The sequence below is a fragment of the Acinetobacter sp. MF4642 genome (assembly GCF_002018925.1).
Classification (GTDB): Bacteria; Pseudomonadota; Gammaproteobacteria; order Pseudomonadales; family Moraxellaceae; genus Acinetobacter; species Acinetobacter johnsonii.
Genome location: NZ_MVON01000002.1, coordinates 167,027 through 185,468 on the forward strand (window position 1 = coordinate 167,027; position 18,442 = coordinate 185,468).

An 18,442-nucleotide genomic window follows, 5' to 3' on the forward strand; every position below is an offset into this window, starting at 1 on the left:
TATCCACAAAAATAGTTATTAATGTTATGACTTAATTATTGTCCATCGACCTTAACACTGAACTTCATTGTGACCGTTTCAGAAGGTGCTAAAGCAAACTCAGTTGACTTCAAGTTGTTTGCTGTATTTGACACTGAACCTTTTGATACAGGATCTAAAGCAGCTGCTGGTGTTGACCCTAAAGTGGTATAACTTGGTACCGCATCTGTAATCACAACTTTAGTTACCGCTTGGTTACCATCATTCACCGCCTTAATTTGGTAAATGATACAAGCACCAGGTTTTGCTTGAAGCGTCGATGTTCCGAAATTGCCTTCTTCAGCGCCATTACAATCAGCGTCTAGCGCTTGTAATTTTTCCAAACGGACTTGACCAATGTTCACTGTAGTTTTATCAGTTACAGTGACAGCATCTGGGGCAGCAATACTGTTCAACTCACCTGTCGGAGTGATGGTTACAATAGATAGATCGGCCTGACCCGCAGTTGCATTACTTGGCGCTTCAACCTTCACCAAAATACTGACGCTTTCATTTGGAGAAAGTCCATCAAACGCAGATGTTGTTCCACCCGTTTTTTCTAACCAAGCTGTTAGATCATTTCCAGTAACTAGTTCAGTTGAGTCCGCAATACCGTCATTGTTCTTGTCTACATAAACAGACGTCACAAAACCAGATGTGGATGGATCATGCGTAATTGCAAAAGGAAGCGTACTACCGCCAGACACACCTTCTACAACGTTACCGTTGTTGGTCAAAGTATGCTTATAAACAATAGTACCGCCTGGAGCGACCTGACCTTGTTGATCAGCTAAGAACGACAGTCCACGCACAGCTTCTACAACAAGACGATCTTTCATCTTGTCGGTTAAGCCCGTTGCAGGAGAGTTAATCGTGAAGACAATATCTTGGCTATTTGCAGGTGTTGCATTTGCTGAAGGTGTCACTTTGGCACAGAAGTAAGCCGTCGCATTTGGCTGAATTGCGCCTGTATTGGTCACTTTAGTTGAAGAACATACACCAGCTGAATCAGCAACAAAGTATTCGACAGTCCAACCAGATGGTAATGGTTGATCTGTACCAAAGTTATAGTTGTCTGCAGTTGAACCACCATTGGTCACAGCAATCGGGAATGTTCCTGCAACACCAGGTTTGGTCGTTACTGTCGTTACAATATTACCTGCAACATATGCACCTTCACCTGTCAGTGGGGTATCTTCTAAATAGTCTTTATTACCCTTACCATTACTCAAATCGACTTTAGAAGCAGTGATGTCAGTAATACGTAAAGTAATCTTATCGGGTAGAGTGCCATGTACTGGTGTAATGGTTAAAATTGTGTCCAATGCGACAAATGGCGTAGGGCCTGTATAACCACTTGGTAAAGTAATACGCGCCGAAATTTCAAGATGACCACCAGATACCAATGGACCACTATCTACACTTGCATCACCATTGGTATCCGTTAATGGTGTATTACCATCTGACTTTAACAATTCAACGATAGAACCTGGTGGTAGCTTAGATTTGTCGACTTCAATATTATATGTCTCAGTCACATTACCTAAGTTATGAATCCAGATATCTTCAGTTAAGCTTGACGCACCAAATAAGATCGGTGAACCTTGAACCGCTGTTGTTGTGATCAAGTCATCCTTAGTAGAAACACTTATATCTTTTTGTGTATCCGAATAGGTATCTGTTTTATTATCATTGATCGTACCAATATAAGTCGACTGAACTGTGACATCATACGGGTTAGTAGGTTGAGGACTTTCTTTACCTGGACCATCTGGGTCAAATGTTGCGATGTTAGTAATTTTACCCGCTGGTGCGCTTGCGTTGACTGTGACTTGGAACGTTAACTTGCCGGTGCTATTACGTGGCACTGATGCCAATACTAACGTTAATATACCACGGTCATACTTGTATTTCGCAGCAGTTTCATCATTCGCGTCATCTGTCAATGGAGCAGTCTGACCACTCCAACGTGCCGATTCATCAACGTAAGTCACACCTGCTGGCAGGATATCTTCAATGGTTAAATTAGTTGCGTCGGCATTACCTGTGTTTTTATAGGTCAACTCATAAGTCACTGTATCGCCACGAGTTACAGCAGTGACATTCGCTGACTTAGTGACTTGAATCACCGCGCCACCTACGATTTTAACGGTATCGGTATTGGTTTTTGTTTTATCTGCTGGAACAGTAATATAGCCACTTGCCGCAGACAATGTTAACTGACCCGAATCATCCGCTTTCGCTGTTGATGCAGTTGTACCCACAACCACTAAACCTACAGACTCACCAGCATTTAGGGTAACTTTTTGACCTGCCAAATTAGTATTATTATCTGGCACGCCGTCTTTATTCGCATCTAAATAAATCGCAATGTTTGAGAAATCAAATGCATCACCAGTTGTTACATTGGCTAAATTCAGTGTGAACTCATCTGTCCCATTACCAGTGTTGGTCAAGACGTGTGATAGGGTCACCACACCATTCGGGTTCGCAGTCGCACTACGGTCTTGCTCAAGTGTGAAGCTGCCCACTTGTAAAACAGTCGTTTTGACTTCATTCGACGTCACTGTACGTGTAGTCGACGTACCATCCACATACGATGCTGTTGCAATGTTACTAATGTTCGTGCCCGCAGCTGGTGCAGCTGCATATGTGGTGCCTGTAGCAAAGAAAGCAAACCCACCTAAGACTGTCGCAATTGACAAATAAAGGTTATTTCGCTTTGTTGTTTTCAAATTCATAGACATGAAAGTCCCCCGACTCCATCGGAATGATGTGTGTAAAATTTAGAAATTAATCGTTTGAAGTATTTACTTTGGCTTGTGCACTAACCGTTACAGACTTTTTCGCTGGTAACTCTGCAATCTGCCACTGTAAAGCGCGGTATTCTTTCAGTGGAATATTGACCAATTTGCCATCTACTTTTTTCTTTAATGGCATTGCTGCAAAGTTGACACCATCCGTGCTCGCGAGTGCACCTGAAGGCAGACTTGCACCCAAATATTGAGTATCTGCTGGAATAGGTAATGTCGCCTTTAAGCTTTTGATATTACCTGTCGTGTTGTTGGTATAAGTCGCACGATACTCAATCACATCCTGCGGTTTAATTGAGTCTGCAGCTTTAAATTGTGCATTCCCCTTATTGTCTACAACTTTTTTAAACGCTTTAAGCTGAACAGAGACAGGCTCATTATTGGTCGCTGCAGTTGCCACCATCGCACTGGCAGCAACCCCAACAAACATCAAACTAATTGTCATTTTTTTCAGCATAGAGTTTTTGTTTAACATGATTTTATCCACTGAGAACCAATGCGAAATTTTTGTGACACTAATCACTTTTTTATAAATTAATGCAACAAATTCCAAAGCAATGTTAAACAAAAATCACACAAACAACCATACATTATTTAAAAAAAATGTTAACCAGTTCACCTTGTGTTTTTTTTAGTGAATACAAAAAATCAAAAATAACAATCAAGTTACTGATATTTATTATATTTTTATTTTAAAACCAAATTACATAGTGAAACATTTGTAAAAGATACAAAAAATGACAGCTGCTAGTAAAAATTTTAATGCTCTGTAAGAGTCCTAAATGTTATTTTTCTGAGAGAACCATCTGAACAAAATAGACGCTATAACTGTCTTTAAATTACTCAACCCACGCTTATTATTTAATATATTTTTCAAGTAAATAAATAAACTACATCTCCCTTTTATAAAAATGAGCAATAAAAAGCCCCTTCCTGTAGATCCCAGAAGGGGCTTGCCATATCAAAAATTAACTAATCGGGAATGCGTACACAGAAACCCACTTGCCCCTTTTGTTTCGGTGCCAACACACCAGGAATTGTCCATTTCAACTGCCCTGCATTTGCTTCAGTTTGACAACCTGTAGCTGTACACGACATTGCTCCATATACAGTACCAATGGGAACACTATCTTTTAAAACAACATCAACTAAGTTTTTGTTTGAATTATTGGTATAGGTCATTTGATATTCCAAATAATCCCCTTTCGCAGCTTGGTTTGACACAGTAAATGGCGTGGAATTATTGCTAGGTGCAGGACATGTAGATGTTTTTCGAACCAACTTAGTGATGTTTAAACCTGCAGTCCCAATCGTCGTAATGTCATTCACACTATTACTTTCTTTCGCTGTGGCAGTGCTATAAGTTCCTTTTCCATTGACTTTAAAACTCGCAATAAAGCGATCACCACCTTGTGCCGTGGTTGGTGAAACAACTCGCTGAATCAAACAGACTTTTTCATTGGCTTTGATAGTGCGACTCGTCAGTAAACTCTCACCTTGATCTAACTGTGCATTACAGTTGCTGTCCACGTAAACTAAACTCTGCCAAGGCTGATTATTTGCAGGTTGCTGTTCTTTGCTTTCCATTACATTGAGCACATTCATCACACTTTTAGCCATCAATTCATGCGGATAATCCACTACATCCCCAGCCACAATGGTTTTTTGTCCATTTTGGCTTAAGATCAATTGCAACTCAGCATCCCCAAATAAAAAGCCTTCATAACTGGTGACATTATTTGCTTTTGGAATCGTAAACTGATCATTTGTGCTATCTACTGTCGCTGTGACATTACTTGCTTTTGCAGAACTTACTGAATCAAACCCCGTCAGGTTCCGTTGCACGAGACAGACATTACTGCGTCCAGAAAAGACATCTTGTAATGTTTGGATTTTAAACTCACCATTGGCATTGCTTGTAGCAGAGGCCAAAACGGCTTTGCTACTACAATCTTGCAATTCAATAACACTGCCTGCTATACCCACTTCACCTGTATCTACAACAGCGTTATAAGCCTTAGAGGTGTCTGAGGTCGTTCCGCTATTGTCATTAAACACTCGACCAGAGAATACATAGCCAGCATTTTTGCTGTTGGTCACACGACAAACAAACTTAGACGCAAATTTCACATTTGCTGCTGGAATAGTTTGAGTCAGTCCACTTAAGCTTCCCAAATTACCTAAGCTATTCCCTGAAACAGCGGCATTGCTATCGATACATTCCACACTCTTAAGTGAATATAAAGTTGAAGCCGATTCAGCAAAACTAATCGCTGTGTTTGGGGTTGCATAGGCTACAGTTGAACCTTGCTCAACAGGTGATGCACTATTTTTTAGGCGCACAGACTGTGCCGTACCAACAACAGTTGTTACCACTTCCCCACTAGTAATGGTTTCAGCATTGGCATTGCTCAAATTTGAAAAAGAACTAAAGTTGAAACTATCTGTGCCATTTTCAGACACTTTATTCATTTCAAAGGTTGGTTTTAAGCACATATTTAATTCATTAAACCCAACACCAATATCATCTCCAATGATATTTGTACCCGGTCGAATATTTTGAAATTCCGTACGCACTATTTTTGCCATAGTGACAGTTGTAGGTAAGGTAATTGTAAAATTGATGGTGACTGGGTCTGTACTATACGAACCGATTGCGTATTCAGTTGTACTAACCTGAGCACCATTAAATGCAGTAAATGAAGCTCGAGTATTTGAACTTTTCGCTGGAGTAACGAGGATCGCGTAGACAACGCCATCGACCATAATTTTTAAAGTTGCCCCACTAGTACTTGTTTTAGGACTACCATTTGACCAATTTAAACGTCCTTTTAACTGCAATGCACCATTTGCGCCCGTGCCATACATGACTGAATTTGGCACGATAGTCGGACTAGTTCCAGCCGTTTTTAGAGCATTATCATAAGCACTGCTCGCATTATCGACTAAATATGCCTTAAAAGTTGTATCTGAAACCAAATTAGCCGATTGACCAGATAAGCATTGGTTTTGTGAGCTGCCGCTGGTAATCGGTGAATTTGAATTAATAATAATATCCACCGATGACGAGTTATTGGTTAAATTATTCTCAAAAGTACTCGTCGTTACTGATGCCGTATTCGTTACTGAACCACTTTTGTAAGCTAAACCGGTTATTGTAAATTCCAAATAATTAACATCTTTGCCATTTGCAGGTAATGTTAATCCTGTTGCTGTTAGACTATTTGTTTCATTTCCATTGGTTACACTACTTGGGCAAACAGCAGTTCCATAACTTTTACATGACCAATATAAACTGGCAATATTATTTGGAACATTATCAGCTAATACCGCATCTGTAACTCCAGCTGCACCATTATTCCATGCTTTTATCGTATATTTAACAACCTCACCTACATCATAGCTTGTTTTATCTGATGTTTTTGAGACTTCTAGATCAGCGGAGGCAAGCACAGTATCTTGGTCTGCTGTCGTACAAGTGCCTGTCCTTTGGTTAAACGAACGAGTAATACCATCACTATTTAAAGCTATACAACTTGCCCCTGTAGATGAACCCAAGGTGGGCACATCCACCGTAGCCGTGTTCGTTACTGTACTGCCTGCCACAGCATCTACACGTGCTGTGACTAAAATTTCGTAAAATTCACCAGAGGCCAAACTTCCCGTATCGATAGAAGCCAAGCTGGTTAAATCGGGTGCTGTGGTACATTTATTATTGGGAACGGTACTACAGACAACAGCTGTTGCGGTTAATCCTGTCCCAACCACATCCTTTAACAATGTTCCCGTATAAGTATCAGGACCATTATTGCTTACACGTACGGTATAAGTCGTCGTTCCGCCAGAATAGACCTGAGTAGTATTATTTGTTTTAGAAACAACCAAGTCTCCAACCATAGAGTCAACACTTGAGGCACTGAATATAAAGGCATCAGCTCCTGAATTTATAGAAGGGTTTATTCTCTCAGAAGAACTAGAATCAGAGCGCATATAGACTGCAAATTTAAGCTCAGTAATAGCAGAACTTGTCATTAACTGAACACTACCACTTGCACCACCATTATCAATCAACGCACCCAAGGTACTAGACATATTTCTAATTTCCCAATTACTTACAGAGAAATTACTTCCTGATAGTTCATACATTTGAGAAATATTATTAGTTGACAACAGTTTAAATTGCGCACTAACACCATAAGCTGGATAAAACCAATTATTACTACTAGATGTCCGTCCCCCTAAACCAGAAATGTTAATTACAGGGTTAGTAACTGGACGATCCCAACGCATGGTAATTTCGCCCATATAGTGTCCTAATCCAGATGTTCGAATAGATTTACCTTCCAATTTGTCCCAAGTTGAGGTAAAACGCACGCCATAGTTCGCCGCTAAATCAATACCAGTTCCGACATTACTTCGATTTGAAGAAAAAGTATTTGAATACGCACTATAATTTGTTGGAAAACCTTGATCTTTCAATGCAACAAAAGAATTAGCACTATAAAAAAGGCCATAGCCATCAATAGACGAGCCAGTATATGGATTATCCGAAATAGAATAAGTAACTTTTGTCGTAGGGAAATATGGCTGTGTAATGTTATTTGTAGGGTTCGCTGGGTTAAATACAAACGTATTCGTTTTGTCGTTCAATGAAGCACTACTTGTATTAGTACCACTAGAAGACATGATTTCTAAAGTCGGAACAGCAAATACAATCTGTGAAATACCCACTATAAAACTTAGAAGTCCAACATAAGATATATGCTTAGTAAACGAGTCTGAAAATATTTTTTTCTGAATAGTATGCAAAGCATAATTCAACTTAATTCCCCACATATTTCACCCCAAACTCTAAGCTATGACTTTCATTGCTTTTTATTGTCGCAACTGAACCTTTAATTGCACCCGACTGTCCAAGTGCTGGTGCAGTTAATGAACCCAATTCACAGGTTGTACAACTTGGCACTTTACTCATCACCATCGCCTCAGGTGTATAGTCATAAAAATTAAATCGACCAATTGCCGAAGCACCCAAATTCTTCACGGTCAATTGATACAGAACACATTGCCCAGACCCATCTGAATTACGTGTAATTGGCAATACGTTTGAGGTATACGTGCCATCTGCCACGCCATCACAATTATTATCTTTGGCTTGTAACTTGCTCAAACGGACTGGTGCACTAGTGATGGTTGTAATGTCTGTCGCTGTGTCTAATATCGTACCCTCACTATTTTTTAGGCTAATGATCGAAGTATTCACTATTCCAACAGTGTTATACGCAGTATTCTCAACTTTATTAAAGATACGAATCGGTGCTTTGCTGCTTAAAATAGAGCTATTCACAATCGATAAATTCTGAATTATTGGATCAGAAGCATCTAACTGCCCATCATTATTAGCATCATAATAAAGGGTAGTCGTAAAACCTGTTCGATCATTGGCAACGCTTAAATTATCCGTTGCAGACAATACAGACGTTCCCCACAGCTTTAAGATATGGCTATACACAATACTGCCACCTGGTGCAATTTGCCCACGTAAATCAGGTTCTAAACTCACCCCACCTTGACTCGCATTTGAGTTAATCGTAATTGCATTTTGAATAACGTCATAACCATTACTTGGCGCTGAGGTCATCAAATTAGACGAAGCCACTTTAAAATAAATTGGAATCGGTTGGGTTGTGGTCTTGGCATCCGCCCGAATTTCGACCACAGCGCAATAGAGCTGTGATTCGCCATTATTCAACAGTCGCGTTGAAGCAATTTCCACTCCAAGCACTGAACAATTTGCCGTCGTTGTAGAAAAATAGCGAACTGAACTAATTTCAGTAGGCAATGCAACCGTCGCAAAATTATTATCGGCATCGGCACTAAAACTATATACCGTCGCTTGACCTGTATGACGTACAGTGAGTGGGAACACCACCGTTTGATTATTCACCCCAGCTAAAGTTTTCCACGGCGAACTCCCACTCGACACATTGCCATTTCCCGTACCATTAGCTGTAGTTTCAGGACTATTGATCAAATCTACAGAACGAGCAGCAACACCCTGTACCAAAGATGTTCGATCTTGTACTGTATCCGTTTTACTGCTGTCTGAAATCGACTGTGCTTTAGGCACAATGGTATAAGTGGTATTGGCTGTATCTACATAATCGACGGGGAATGTAGCCTTCACAATAATCGGAAGTTTATTATTCGTTCCCGCATCTATAGTCCCCGTATCGATAATACCGTCATTATTGCTATCAAATAATGGTGTAACACCATCTGCACGATAGAATTCCAATACACTACCTGTCGGTAAATTATGGCTGTTAAAAGTTAAATTGAACCGATCTGCTACCGTTCCTGTATTCCACACATAGTTTTCAAAAAGAACCGTACTACCACTACTTGCCCCTAATTTTTCTAATAAATCACTACCACTTACACTATTTGCATCAGCATTAATGACCACCCCATAAATCGGCTTAATGCTTAACATAGCAGTGTTAGACTGCGTGACTAAGTTAGGCGTGGTAGTCGAACTGTCATGGTCATAGTCCATATTGGCTAAGTTTGGAATGTCACCGGGTGCAGTACGTGTCACACGAACACGGAACTCAATATAACCTTGGGCGTTGGCAGGTACATTGGTGATTTGCGCACGAATGGTTTTAGCATCCGTATCGAGGTAATAATTGATTCCTACTGGATCACTACCTGCTATATCAGAATTAAGTGCTTGTCCATTCCAATTTTCTCCCCCCTTCACATACGTCAACTGCGCGGTATCCAACAGGTCGCTGATATTCACTACACCACTGTTATTACCATTATTGGTATAAGTTAAACGGACTGTTGCGATATCCCCATTCACCACTGTTGATTTATCAAAGCTCTTGGTTAAGTTTAAAGCTGCCTGATCTGTGATTCGTGATGTATCTGTATTACTCAGAGGAGTGGCTGGTAATTTTATGGAAGTTGCGGTAAGTCGAATCCGACTTAGCCCATTCACTGTAGCTGTTGAAGGGATGACTGCTTTAATAATCAGTGCAACTGCCTCTCCAGCATTTAAACTATATTGATTAATGGGAGTATTATTGTCTGGAACACCATTTCGATCGGTATCCAAGTAAATCTCAATATTACTATGGCTAAAACTGTCACCTGCAACTTGACTGCTCACCAAATTATAAAGATCACGTTCATTCCCAGTATTGGTTAAAACGTGATGATAATAAACCGTCTGACCTGGACGCACATATTCCGTCCGATCACTGTTTAAAAGAAATTCATACCGAGGAATAACAGTTGTTTGAACCAAGTTGGAACGTGCCACTTGAACCACGGTAGAGCCTTCTTCTTTGTATTCACCCACAGCCATGTTACTGATGACCAGAGTATCAGCAAAAACCCAAGTCGATGCTGTTGCCCCCAACAAGCTCAGCATGGCAATACGCATATTTCGAATCATTTTCTTTTCTGCAAACATTTTCCGAGCCTACTCTTAAGGGTTAACACGAATAACAAAGTAGAAATTGGCTTCTTGGCTTGGATCTAAACTACTCACCAAAGCAGAAACTTTGTCACCAGAAGATAAATTTGTACCTGACGGAACAATGACAGGTGTTCCTACTAGGCTGGTATAAGCTGGAACAACATCATTAAACTGCACATTCTTCACCACTGAACCACCATCATTTTTAAGTGTCAGCTTATACACCACACATTGATTTGGCTTGACTGAAACCAACTGGGTGGAATAGCTCAAAGATGCTAAATTAGTAGTGGTACAACTACTATTCGCTGCTTGTGTTTTAACTAACTGTAAATGCCCCGTTGCAACCGTGGTCACATCTGTATTTTTTAAGTTATCTAAATGAATGCCATTAAAATCAGAAACTTCAACCACGATATCCGCCTGACTCACCACACCTTCTGTTGCAGAAGGGGCCGCCTGAACTTTAAGTAAAAGTTGAATATCAGCCTGCGCCAATAAGCCCGCACTACCCAAAAGCTGATTTAAACTGGTTGTTGCGCTAATAATTTGGTCTGCACTATCAATCTGACCATTTTTATTTGCATCATAATAAAGGGTATAAACAAAGCCATCATTTCTAAGTGGTACAATTTTCAAATTCACTTGAGAACCTGCGTTTGCACCTTCTGCCATATTGCCCAAATTCTTTAAAGTATGCGCGTAGACAATCGTGCCGCCCACACTTACCTGACCTTGCTGATCATTGGTCAGGGTGAGTAAGCGTGCGACATTACTTTCAATTTGGTTCTTAATCGAGTCCGCTGGTTGATTAACTGGTGATTGAATCGCAAACCAAATCGGCGCTGTAAAATTCTGTTGGCTTACGTCAACATCAATCACTGCACAATATGCCTTGCTTGCTCCTGCACCTAAGGTTCCCGTATTGGTAATTTGCTTACCCACCGTTTGACAGCTGGCATCACCTTCATAAAATTTGACGCTAAAACCTGTTTTAGTGGTAGGCATAATATTGGCGACATCAATCGCGCTAAAGGATGCATACAAATTATAGTTATTGGCTTGGGTTGAATTATTCTTTGCCACCAAAGGAAAAACCGCTTTACCCGAAGTAACTTTAACCGTACGTAAGGGTTGACCGGCGTTATCCACGATCCCCACGCCTAAACCCGATTGGTCAGCATTATATAAATCACTACTGCTGGATGCAGCAGTTAAAGCTGTAATTTGGTTACGAATCGGGTCAGAGACTGTACTTGAAGCAATGGATGTCGCAACCACATCAATATTGATATTGCTGACACTGCTGCTACAGCCTGTAGAGGCCGATACTCCAACCTGAATTTGTTTTACCGCCGCATTTGAAATCGAACCTGTGTCGACTTTACCGTCACCATTGGTATCCGTAAGTAAAGTTTTTCCGTCCTGCGTGTAAAAATTAACTTTGGCACAGCTAGGCAAATTGTTTGAGCTATAACTTAAATTATAAGTATCTGTGGTATTACCAATGTTCCAAACATAGTTATTAAAGAAAACTTCTTGCCCTGGTTTCAAACTGGCTTGAACCACTAGGTTATCGGGACTGCCATTCGGGTTACCAAGGTTCGTTGCTGAACTGGATTTATTATTTAAAACCACCCCATAGACAGCAGCCAAGTTGTAAATGACGGTATTGGAGAAACTGCTCAGTTTTACCGTGGTGCTGTCTGTATCGTATTGTACAAAACCTGCCGTGTTTGGAATTTTATTGGTCGCACCTTGTTTCACTTTGGCTTTAAAAGCTAATGTGCCTGATATGAGTGGTGCAACAGCCGTAATACTGGCTTCTAGACTCTTCCCATCAGGTTTAAGTTGATAGGCTATTCCTGTATTCGCAGATCCTTCTGTATCATTTGCATCGGTGAGTGCAGTGCTATTCTGATTCCAAACTGCCGACCCAGATACGTATTCTAAAGAATCATCCAACACATCTTGCAGCACGACACGACGTGTTGCTGTCCCTGTATTTCGATAGGTCAAAGTATAGGTAATCAAATCACCAATATTGCCTTCACTTGTACTTTGCGCTTTAACGAGAGAAATCACAGCATCATCGACAACGCGAATCGTATCTGTGACTTGTGCAGAAAGTGTCGTATTTTGCTGGCTCACAGCTTTGAGGTCTAAACTACTGAGCTGATTAAAAGAAACATTGGTCGGGATACTACCCACAATCACAACTGCTAAAGATTGACCCGCATTGAGCTCAATTGAACCTACCAATAAGTCTTCAGTATTATCTGGTAAACCATTTTGATCGCGGTCTGCATAGACCTTCACATTACTTAAATCAAAATTATCCGTGCTACTTTGTACTAGGCCCAATGTATATCGATCAGCCGTATTACCTGTATTGGTTAAGACATGTGGCAGATTCACCGCCCCACCGACCACACCATATTGGTTTTGATTTTGTACTAAAGTCAGTGAGTACGTTTTTTGCACTTCCAATGCCACGGGATTGGAATTGACCAATAAAACATTCCCCATCTCATCGGTATAGTCCCCAGATGCAACGTTAGAAATATAGCTTCCCGGTTGTGGAAATGCATGTGCTTCTAATGAAAAAAAAAATAAAAACGACAGAGCAGAAAATTTCTTTTTGTTAATTTTCATATGAATTAGCCAGCAAAAGTACAAACTGTGTCACAATTCTATACTATTTTGTATCATAGTTGTTATTGTGATTGCATATTTATTAGATAAAATTTGTACAGGATATTTTTTATGCTTTCTGGTCATTTAAATTCTTATTTATTTCAAGCCAAATTGACGTGAACACTAAGCTCCAAATCAACTCATCAAAAAAAGGCTTATCGAAACTGTTGATGACACTAACTCATACACTCTCATAGAAAAAATAACGCCCAATGAAGTTCATCGAGCGTTTTTTAATAAGTAGATACCTATTTCAGGGCTACTAAACTTTAAATCAAGTATTACAACGTATGCTGGTCTTTCACATCTTCTAGAACATCATCGAGCTCTTCTGGATTTTTCATCAAGTGCAGAATAGACAACACAAGTCCACCCCAAACAAACAACATTGAAATCACCATCATTATGATTGCTGAAGTATTCATTTTTTTCTCCTAGCGATCTTTAACTTTGCTGAGTACGATTGCAATAACGGCACAGAAAATCACACTGCCCCAACCAAATAGCCCTTGCAGACTCATGCTATAGGTATCGTAACCATTTTTCACCAAATTAAATAACGTCATACTCAACGTCGTTAATAACACGAGTGAAGTAATAACGGTCAAGGTAAATGCCCAACCCTTACCGAGTTGAATTGTGGAAATACGGTTTACGTGATCACGCAACTCAATCAATGCTGAACGCTTAAACCAAGTAATACAAAGAATAGAAACAAGCGCGCCACCCACAATGCCAATGTTATTGATAAAGTGATCCACGATATCTACCAATTTAATCGCATTCACACTTGAGAATAAGATCACTGAAACCAGTGCACTACCACCACCGATAATGGTAACTGCTTTTTTACGGCTCCATTTTAACTTATCCTGCATCGCTGCAATTGGCACTTCCAAGATACTAACCATAGAAGAAATACCGGCAACAAATAATGATGAGAAGAACAATAGACCGAATAAATCAGCACCTGCACCAAGACTTGAAATGATTTTCGGGAAAGCAATAAATGCCAAACCGATACCACCACTCACCACATCTTGAACTTCTTTGCCTGCGGCATGCGCCATAAAGCCTAATGCAGCAAAAATACCAATACCCGCCAAGATTTCAGTTGAAGCATTGGCAAAACCAACGATTAAACCTGAGCCTGTCAAATTGGTCTTTGGCTTTAAGTAAGATGCATAAGTCACCATGATCCCGAAACCCACAGAAAGCGAGAAGAAGGTATGACCATACGCCGCCAGCCACACTTTATAGTCCATCATCGCAGACCAGTTTGGCGTAAAGAATGCATTTAAGCCTTCTGCGGCACCTGGTAAACGAAGTGATTGCACTACTAAAATGGTAAATAAAACGAACAATAAAGGCATGAAAATCTTATTCGATAATTCAACACCTTTTTTAACCCCGCCAAACAGAATAATTAAGGTCAGCGCCCAAATTCCTACGATTGGCCAAAATAAATGGCTTACAAACTGTAAATCGAAACCTGTTGCTTTCGAAGTTTGTAAGTAGGTATTAAAGAAGAAACTTTCAGGGTCACTGCCCCAAGTCTGACCAATCGAGAAGTAAACATAGCTACCCGCCCACGTCAGTACGCTGGCATAGTACAAACCAATGATGATACACACACAGACTTGCCACCAACCCAGCGTTTCACCGCCTTTAAACAAAGCCCGATAGGCTTTAGGTGGTGACCCCGAACTACGATGTCCCGTTGCATAATCTAAAAATAACAGTGGTAAACCCGCGGTAATTAACGCCAATAAATAAGGAATAAGAAAGGCGCCGCCACCATTTTCATAAGCAACATAAGGGAAACGCCAAATATTACCTAAACCTACAGCCGAACCTACAGCTGCAATAATAAAACCAGATCGTGATGTCCAGTTTTCACGAGTTCCTGACATAAAACACCTAAACCTAGGTCCCTTTTAATTGCTTTTTATTTGGTTATCTCGCAACAAAAAAGAACCATTTAATATTAATCTTGAGTGTTTGATTTAGCTTCGACCTTTTGGGTACAAGGTTCTAAATGACAAACAGAGGAGTTTTCACAAAACCTTGGTTAAAGTGTGTCGATTAAACTTCCCTTTTATATGGTTCAACAATACTCACTTTTATAAAAATATTCTGTAATTTATACTTCAAATATTCCATTTTTATAATGTGTGCTGATTCAACCGTTCAATTAATCAGCTTATTTATTGTACAAAATTAGTTATAAATTAACAAACTTTTTGGAATGATTTATTGCGCCTATTTTCCTTCATAAAATTTCAAGATCCTGCATCGATACTCAACCTACTGAAAAAATCAATCTAAAGGACGCTAAAGCTATCAATCTCCTGCATAAAACATTACTTTTCACATTTTTATTCAAATATTCACTCCATCTGGAAAGATTGATCATCTTTCTGATGAACATCACATGCATGCATACAACTTTTTAATACTGTTCCGTACTTACAGTGCAGTCGTATTTAAAACTGCGCGATACCAGTGATGCTCTATATTTAAAAGAGAAACCACCAAAGCCAGTCATTGCGTAGAACATCATCAGTTTCACTAGATCAATCCAGCATTCATCAGACTATTTAAAAGATGCTGATCTAAAGCACTAAGCAAAAATTATAAGCCATTCACTTTTGTCAGCTTAGGCTTACAAATAGCGTGGTTAAAATGCTGTATGAACAACAGCCACCGCCATGTATATTTAAATCATCAGGAAACAGGACGTTTCCCAAACTTAAAACAACAATAATCAGTTTGAGCATCAGGATGTGAGATATGACAGGAGTTGTATCTAAACACTGAAATACAAAGAAACCTCGACAGGATGTCGGGGTTTCTTTTTATCTCTATTCCACAGTTAAAGCTGAATATAAGTCCGAAATCCTCGACTCGCATAGTACGAAGCAGCGCCATTATGATAGGTAAACGTACGACCATAGCGCTGATCACAAAAAATTGCCCCGCCTTGCTGACGTAATTCAGCTGGAGTCTCAACCCAACTGGATGTTTTCAAGTCAAAATTAAAGATCTGCTGTAAAAGATAATACTGTTGTTCCGTCACTAAGCTTAAGCCATACGCCTGTACCCAATCGAGCACTGTATTTTCAGGCGGATGATCCTTGCGACTCAATAGTGCCTCTCGGTCATAACACATGCTCCGTCGCCCCTTCGGTGACTCAATCGAACAATCAAAAAAATACACATCTTGTGTATTCGGTAAAACCACGACATCAGGCTCACCTCTACTCATTTCCATTTGTTGTAACGCGTATAATTTTTCCGGAGACTGCAAAAGTTTTTCCCGGACAAATGCCCAACTAATTTGCATATGACGTTCAGTGTACTGCTGAAAACGCTGTTCTAGGATGTTGAATAAACGTTCACTTTGCTCAGGTTCGAGTTTTTTCTGCTGCTTAATCATTGTTATTGTACTGCCCTATTTAAAGCTGCCTTTAGCATAGCACTCTCCTTCAAACACGATCAAATACCATCCAACGGTACATCTATTTTGAAAAAAATAAAGGCCCTCACAACGAGAGCCTTTTATTTATTTAAGATTTAACTAAGAAGATGCTTTGATTGAACTTGAAACTTTCACCTGAGTTTTAACTGCTTCTTCAGCACTATTTAAACGGATAAAAGAAACTGCTATCGCAGCAAGTACCGCAGGAATTGCCACAGCAATAAAATTCAACTTATGTGGTAATTCCATGCCCAACAATACACCAATGACAATTGGACCCACGATTGCACCCACACGGCCAATTCCTGATGCCCAACCCAACCCAGTTGAACGAACAGCCAATGGATAATATTGCGCCACATAGCTATATAGTAAAATACTACAACCGATTGAAGCAGCTCCTGCAAGTGCAACCAATAAATAAATTACAGGTTGTGGTGAATTAAAGCCTAAACCCACCAATGCAAATGCCCCGACAGTCAACATGCTAATAATGACAGGTTTCAAGTGGAAACGATCCGCAAGCACACCACCACCAGCAGTGCCAATCACCGCACCAATGTTCAAGGAAAGGAGGAACATTAAACTGCTGCCCATCGAATAACCCGCAGCCATCATCAGTTTTGGTAACCAGCTTCCTAGGGCATAAACCATCAATAAGCACATGAAGAAGCAGCACCAAAATAAAACTGTACCCATACCACGGCCATTTTTAAACAAGGCAGCGACAGATGCATCAGGGACTTTCGCTTCGTTCAGCACTAGAACAGTATCTGAAGTTACAGTCTCTTCAGGTACCAGACGTTGAATAATGCTGCGTGCCTTTTCTGTTTGCTGGTCTTTCACTAAAAAAGTGACTGATTCAGGTAAGAATTTCCATAAAATTGGAATAAATAGTAATGGAATACCAGCAATGAAAAACATGATCTTCCAGCCGAAGGTCGGTGTAAACGCAACACCTAGCAGTGCTGCCATAATCCCGCCCATCGCATAGCCACTAAACATCGCGGTCACCAAGGTGCTACGAAACTTCTGCGGCGCATATTCCGAAGTTAAAGCGACCAAGTTCGGTAATACACCACCAATTCCAAGACCCGCAATAAAGCGTAAAATACCAAATTCAGTCGGGTTTGATGCGAAGCCACCCGCAAAAGTGAATCCACTGAACAACGTAACACAGATAATAATGACTTTTTTACGGCCAATTTTATCAGCCAGCATTCCAAATAACATTGCACCAAACATCATGCCTGCTAAGGCAGTACTGGCTAACATTCCCGCTTGAACGGCCGTCATGCCCCACTCTTTCATTAAAAGCGGTAAAGCCACACCGTTAATTGCTAAATCATAACCGTCAAACAAGACGACGAATAAGCACCACAAAACAACCGTTAAATGAAAAGGCTTAAACTTAGCCTGATCGATTACAGCATTTACATTCATTCTTGTCGCTGTCATTTTTCCCTCACCTCCAATTGTGAGCTTTATTATAAAAAATGAATTAAAATTCACTTTTACATAAAATGAATCATAATTCAGTTTTTGTCTATAAATAAAACGATTGAAACGGCTTTTTTTGAAAAAATTAGACTAAAGTTGTATGAAAATGACGAAAAATAATTTGCACTACATCAAATTATTTGATAAATGGTAGATGTTTCACATAATTTTCATTTATATAAATGTATTTTTGTATAATTTAGCGTGTATTCTCCGCTCTAATTCTCTTCTTACCCACTTAATAATTCTTTATTTAAATTATTGAATATATGTTGCATAAAAAAATCCCCCTAACCGTTAAGTTAGGGGGATTTGAATTAATGAGCTGGCGATGACTTACTCTCACATGGATAACTCCACACTACCATCAGCGCTAAGAGGTTTCACTTCTGAGTTCGGGAAGGGATCAGGTGGTTCACTCTTGCTATTGTCGCCAGCACA

General features: G+C 40.0%; 9 protein-coding genes and 1 rRNA gene. All 10 read right to left on the bottom strand.

The window, feature by feature from the left end:
* Positions 1–35 precede the first annotated feature (35 nt).
* Positions 36–2,765: a DUF11 domain-containing protein gene (locus MF4642_RS02185; protein WP_078425154.1), complete on the bottom strand. Its 2,730-nt coding sequence runs from the start codon at positions 2,763–2,765 to the stop codon at positions 36–38.
* 46 nt (positions 2,766–2,811) lie between these two features.
* Positions 2,812–3,306: a hypothetical protein gene (locus MF4642_RS02190; RefSeq protein WP_058870598.1), complete on the bottom strand. Its 495-nt coding sequence runs from the start codon at positions 3,304–3,306 to the stop codon at positions 2,812–2,814.
* Positions 3,307–3,803: 497 nt separating this feature from the next.
* Complete coding sequence (locus MF4642_RS02195) at positions 3,804–7,562, bottom strand: DUF11 domain-containing protein (RefSeq protein ID WP_161489502.1); 3,759 nt, start codon at positions 7,560–7,562, stop codon at positions 3,804–3,806.
* A 91-nt stretch (positions 7,563–7,653) separates the two neighbouring features.
* The gene (locus tag MF4642_RS02200) at positions 7,654–10,317 is read right to left on the bottom strand and encodes a DUF11 domain-containing protein (protein WP_078425156.1); all 2,664 of its coding nucleotides are present in this window, start codon (positions 10,315–10,317) and stop codon (positions 7,654–7,656) included.
* Positions 10,318–10,332: 15 nt separating this feature from the next.
* Positions 10,333–12,978 (bottom strand): isopeptide-forming domain-containing fimbrial protein, encoded by a 2,646-nt coding sequence (locus MF4642_RS02205; RefSeq protein ID WP_078425157.1) that lies wholly within the window; start codon positions 12,976–12,978, stop codon positions 10,333–10,335.
* Positions 12,979–13,301: 323 nt separating this feature from the next.
* Entirely contained in the window at positions 13,302–13,445 is a 144-nt protein-coding gene (locus MF4642_RS02210; RefSeq protein ID WP_078425158.1) for a methionine/alanine import family NSS transporter small subunit, read from the bottom strand.
* 9 nt (positions 13,446–13,454) lie between these two features.
* A complete protein-coding gene (locus MF4642_RS02215; protein ID WP_078425159.1) occupies positions 13,455–14,933 on the bottom strand; it encodes a sodium-dependent transporter in 1,479 nt (492 codons plus the stop codon).
* A gap of 962 nt (positions 14,934–15,895) precedes the next feature.
* Positions 15,896–16,456, bottom strand: a complete 561-nt coding sequence (locus tag MF4642_RS02220) for a DUF4256 domain-containing protein (RefSeq protein ID WP_162841296.1) — start codon at positions 16,454–16,456, stop codon at positions 15,896–15,898.
* A 144-nt stretch (positions 16,457–16,600) separates the two neighbouring features.
* Positions 16,601–17,959 carry an MFS transporter gene (locus tag MF4642_RS02225; RefSeq protein ID WP_078425160.1) on the bottom strand — a complete coding sequence of 453 codons (1,359 nt, stop codon included), beginning with the start codon at positions 17,957–17,959 and terminating at the stop codon, positions 16,601–16,603.
* 365 nt (positions 17,960–18,324) lie between these two features.
* Positions 18,325–18,439, bottom strand: a 5S ribosomal RNA gene (gene rrf / locus MF4642_RS02230).
* Positions 18,440–18,442: the final 3 nt, after the last annotated feature.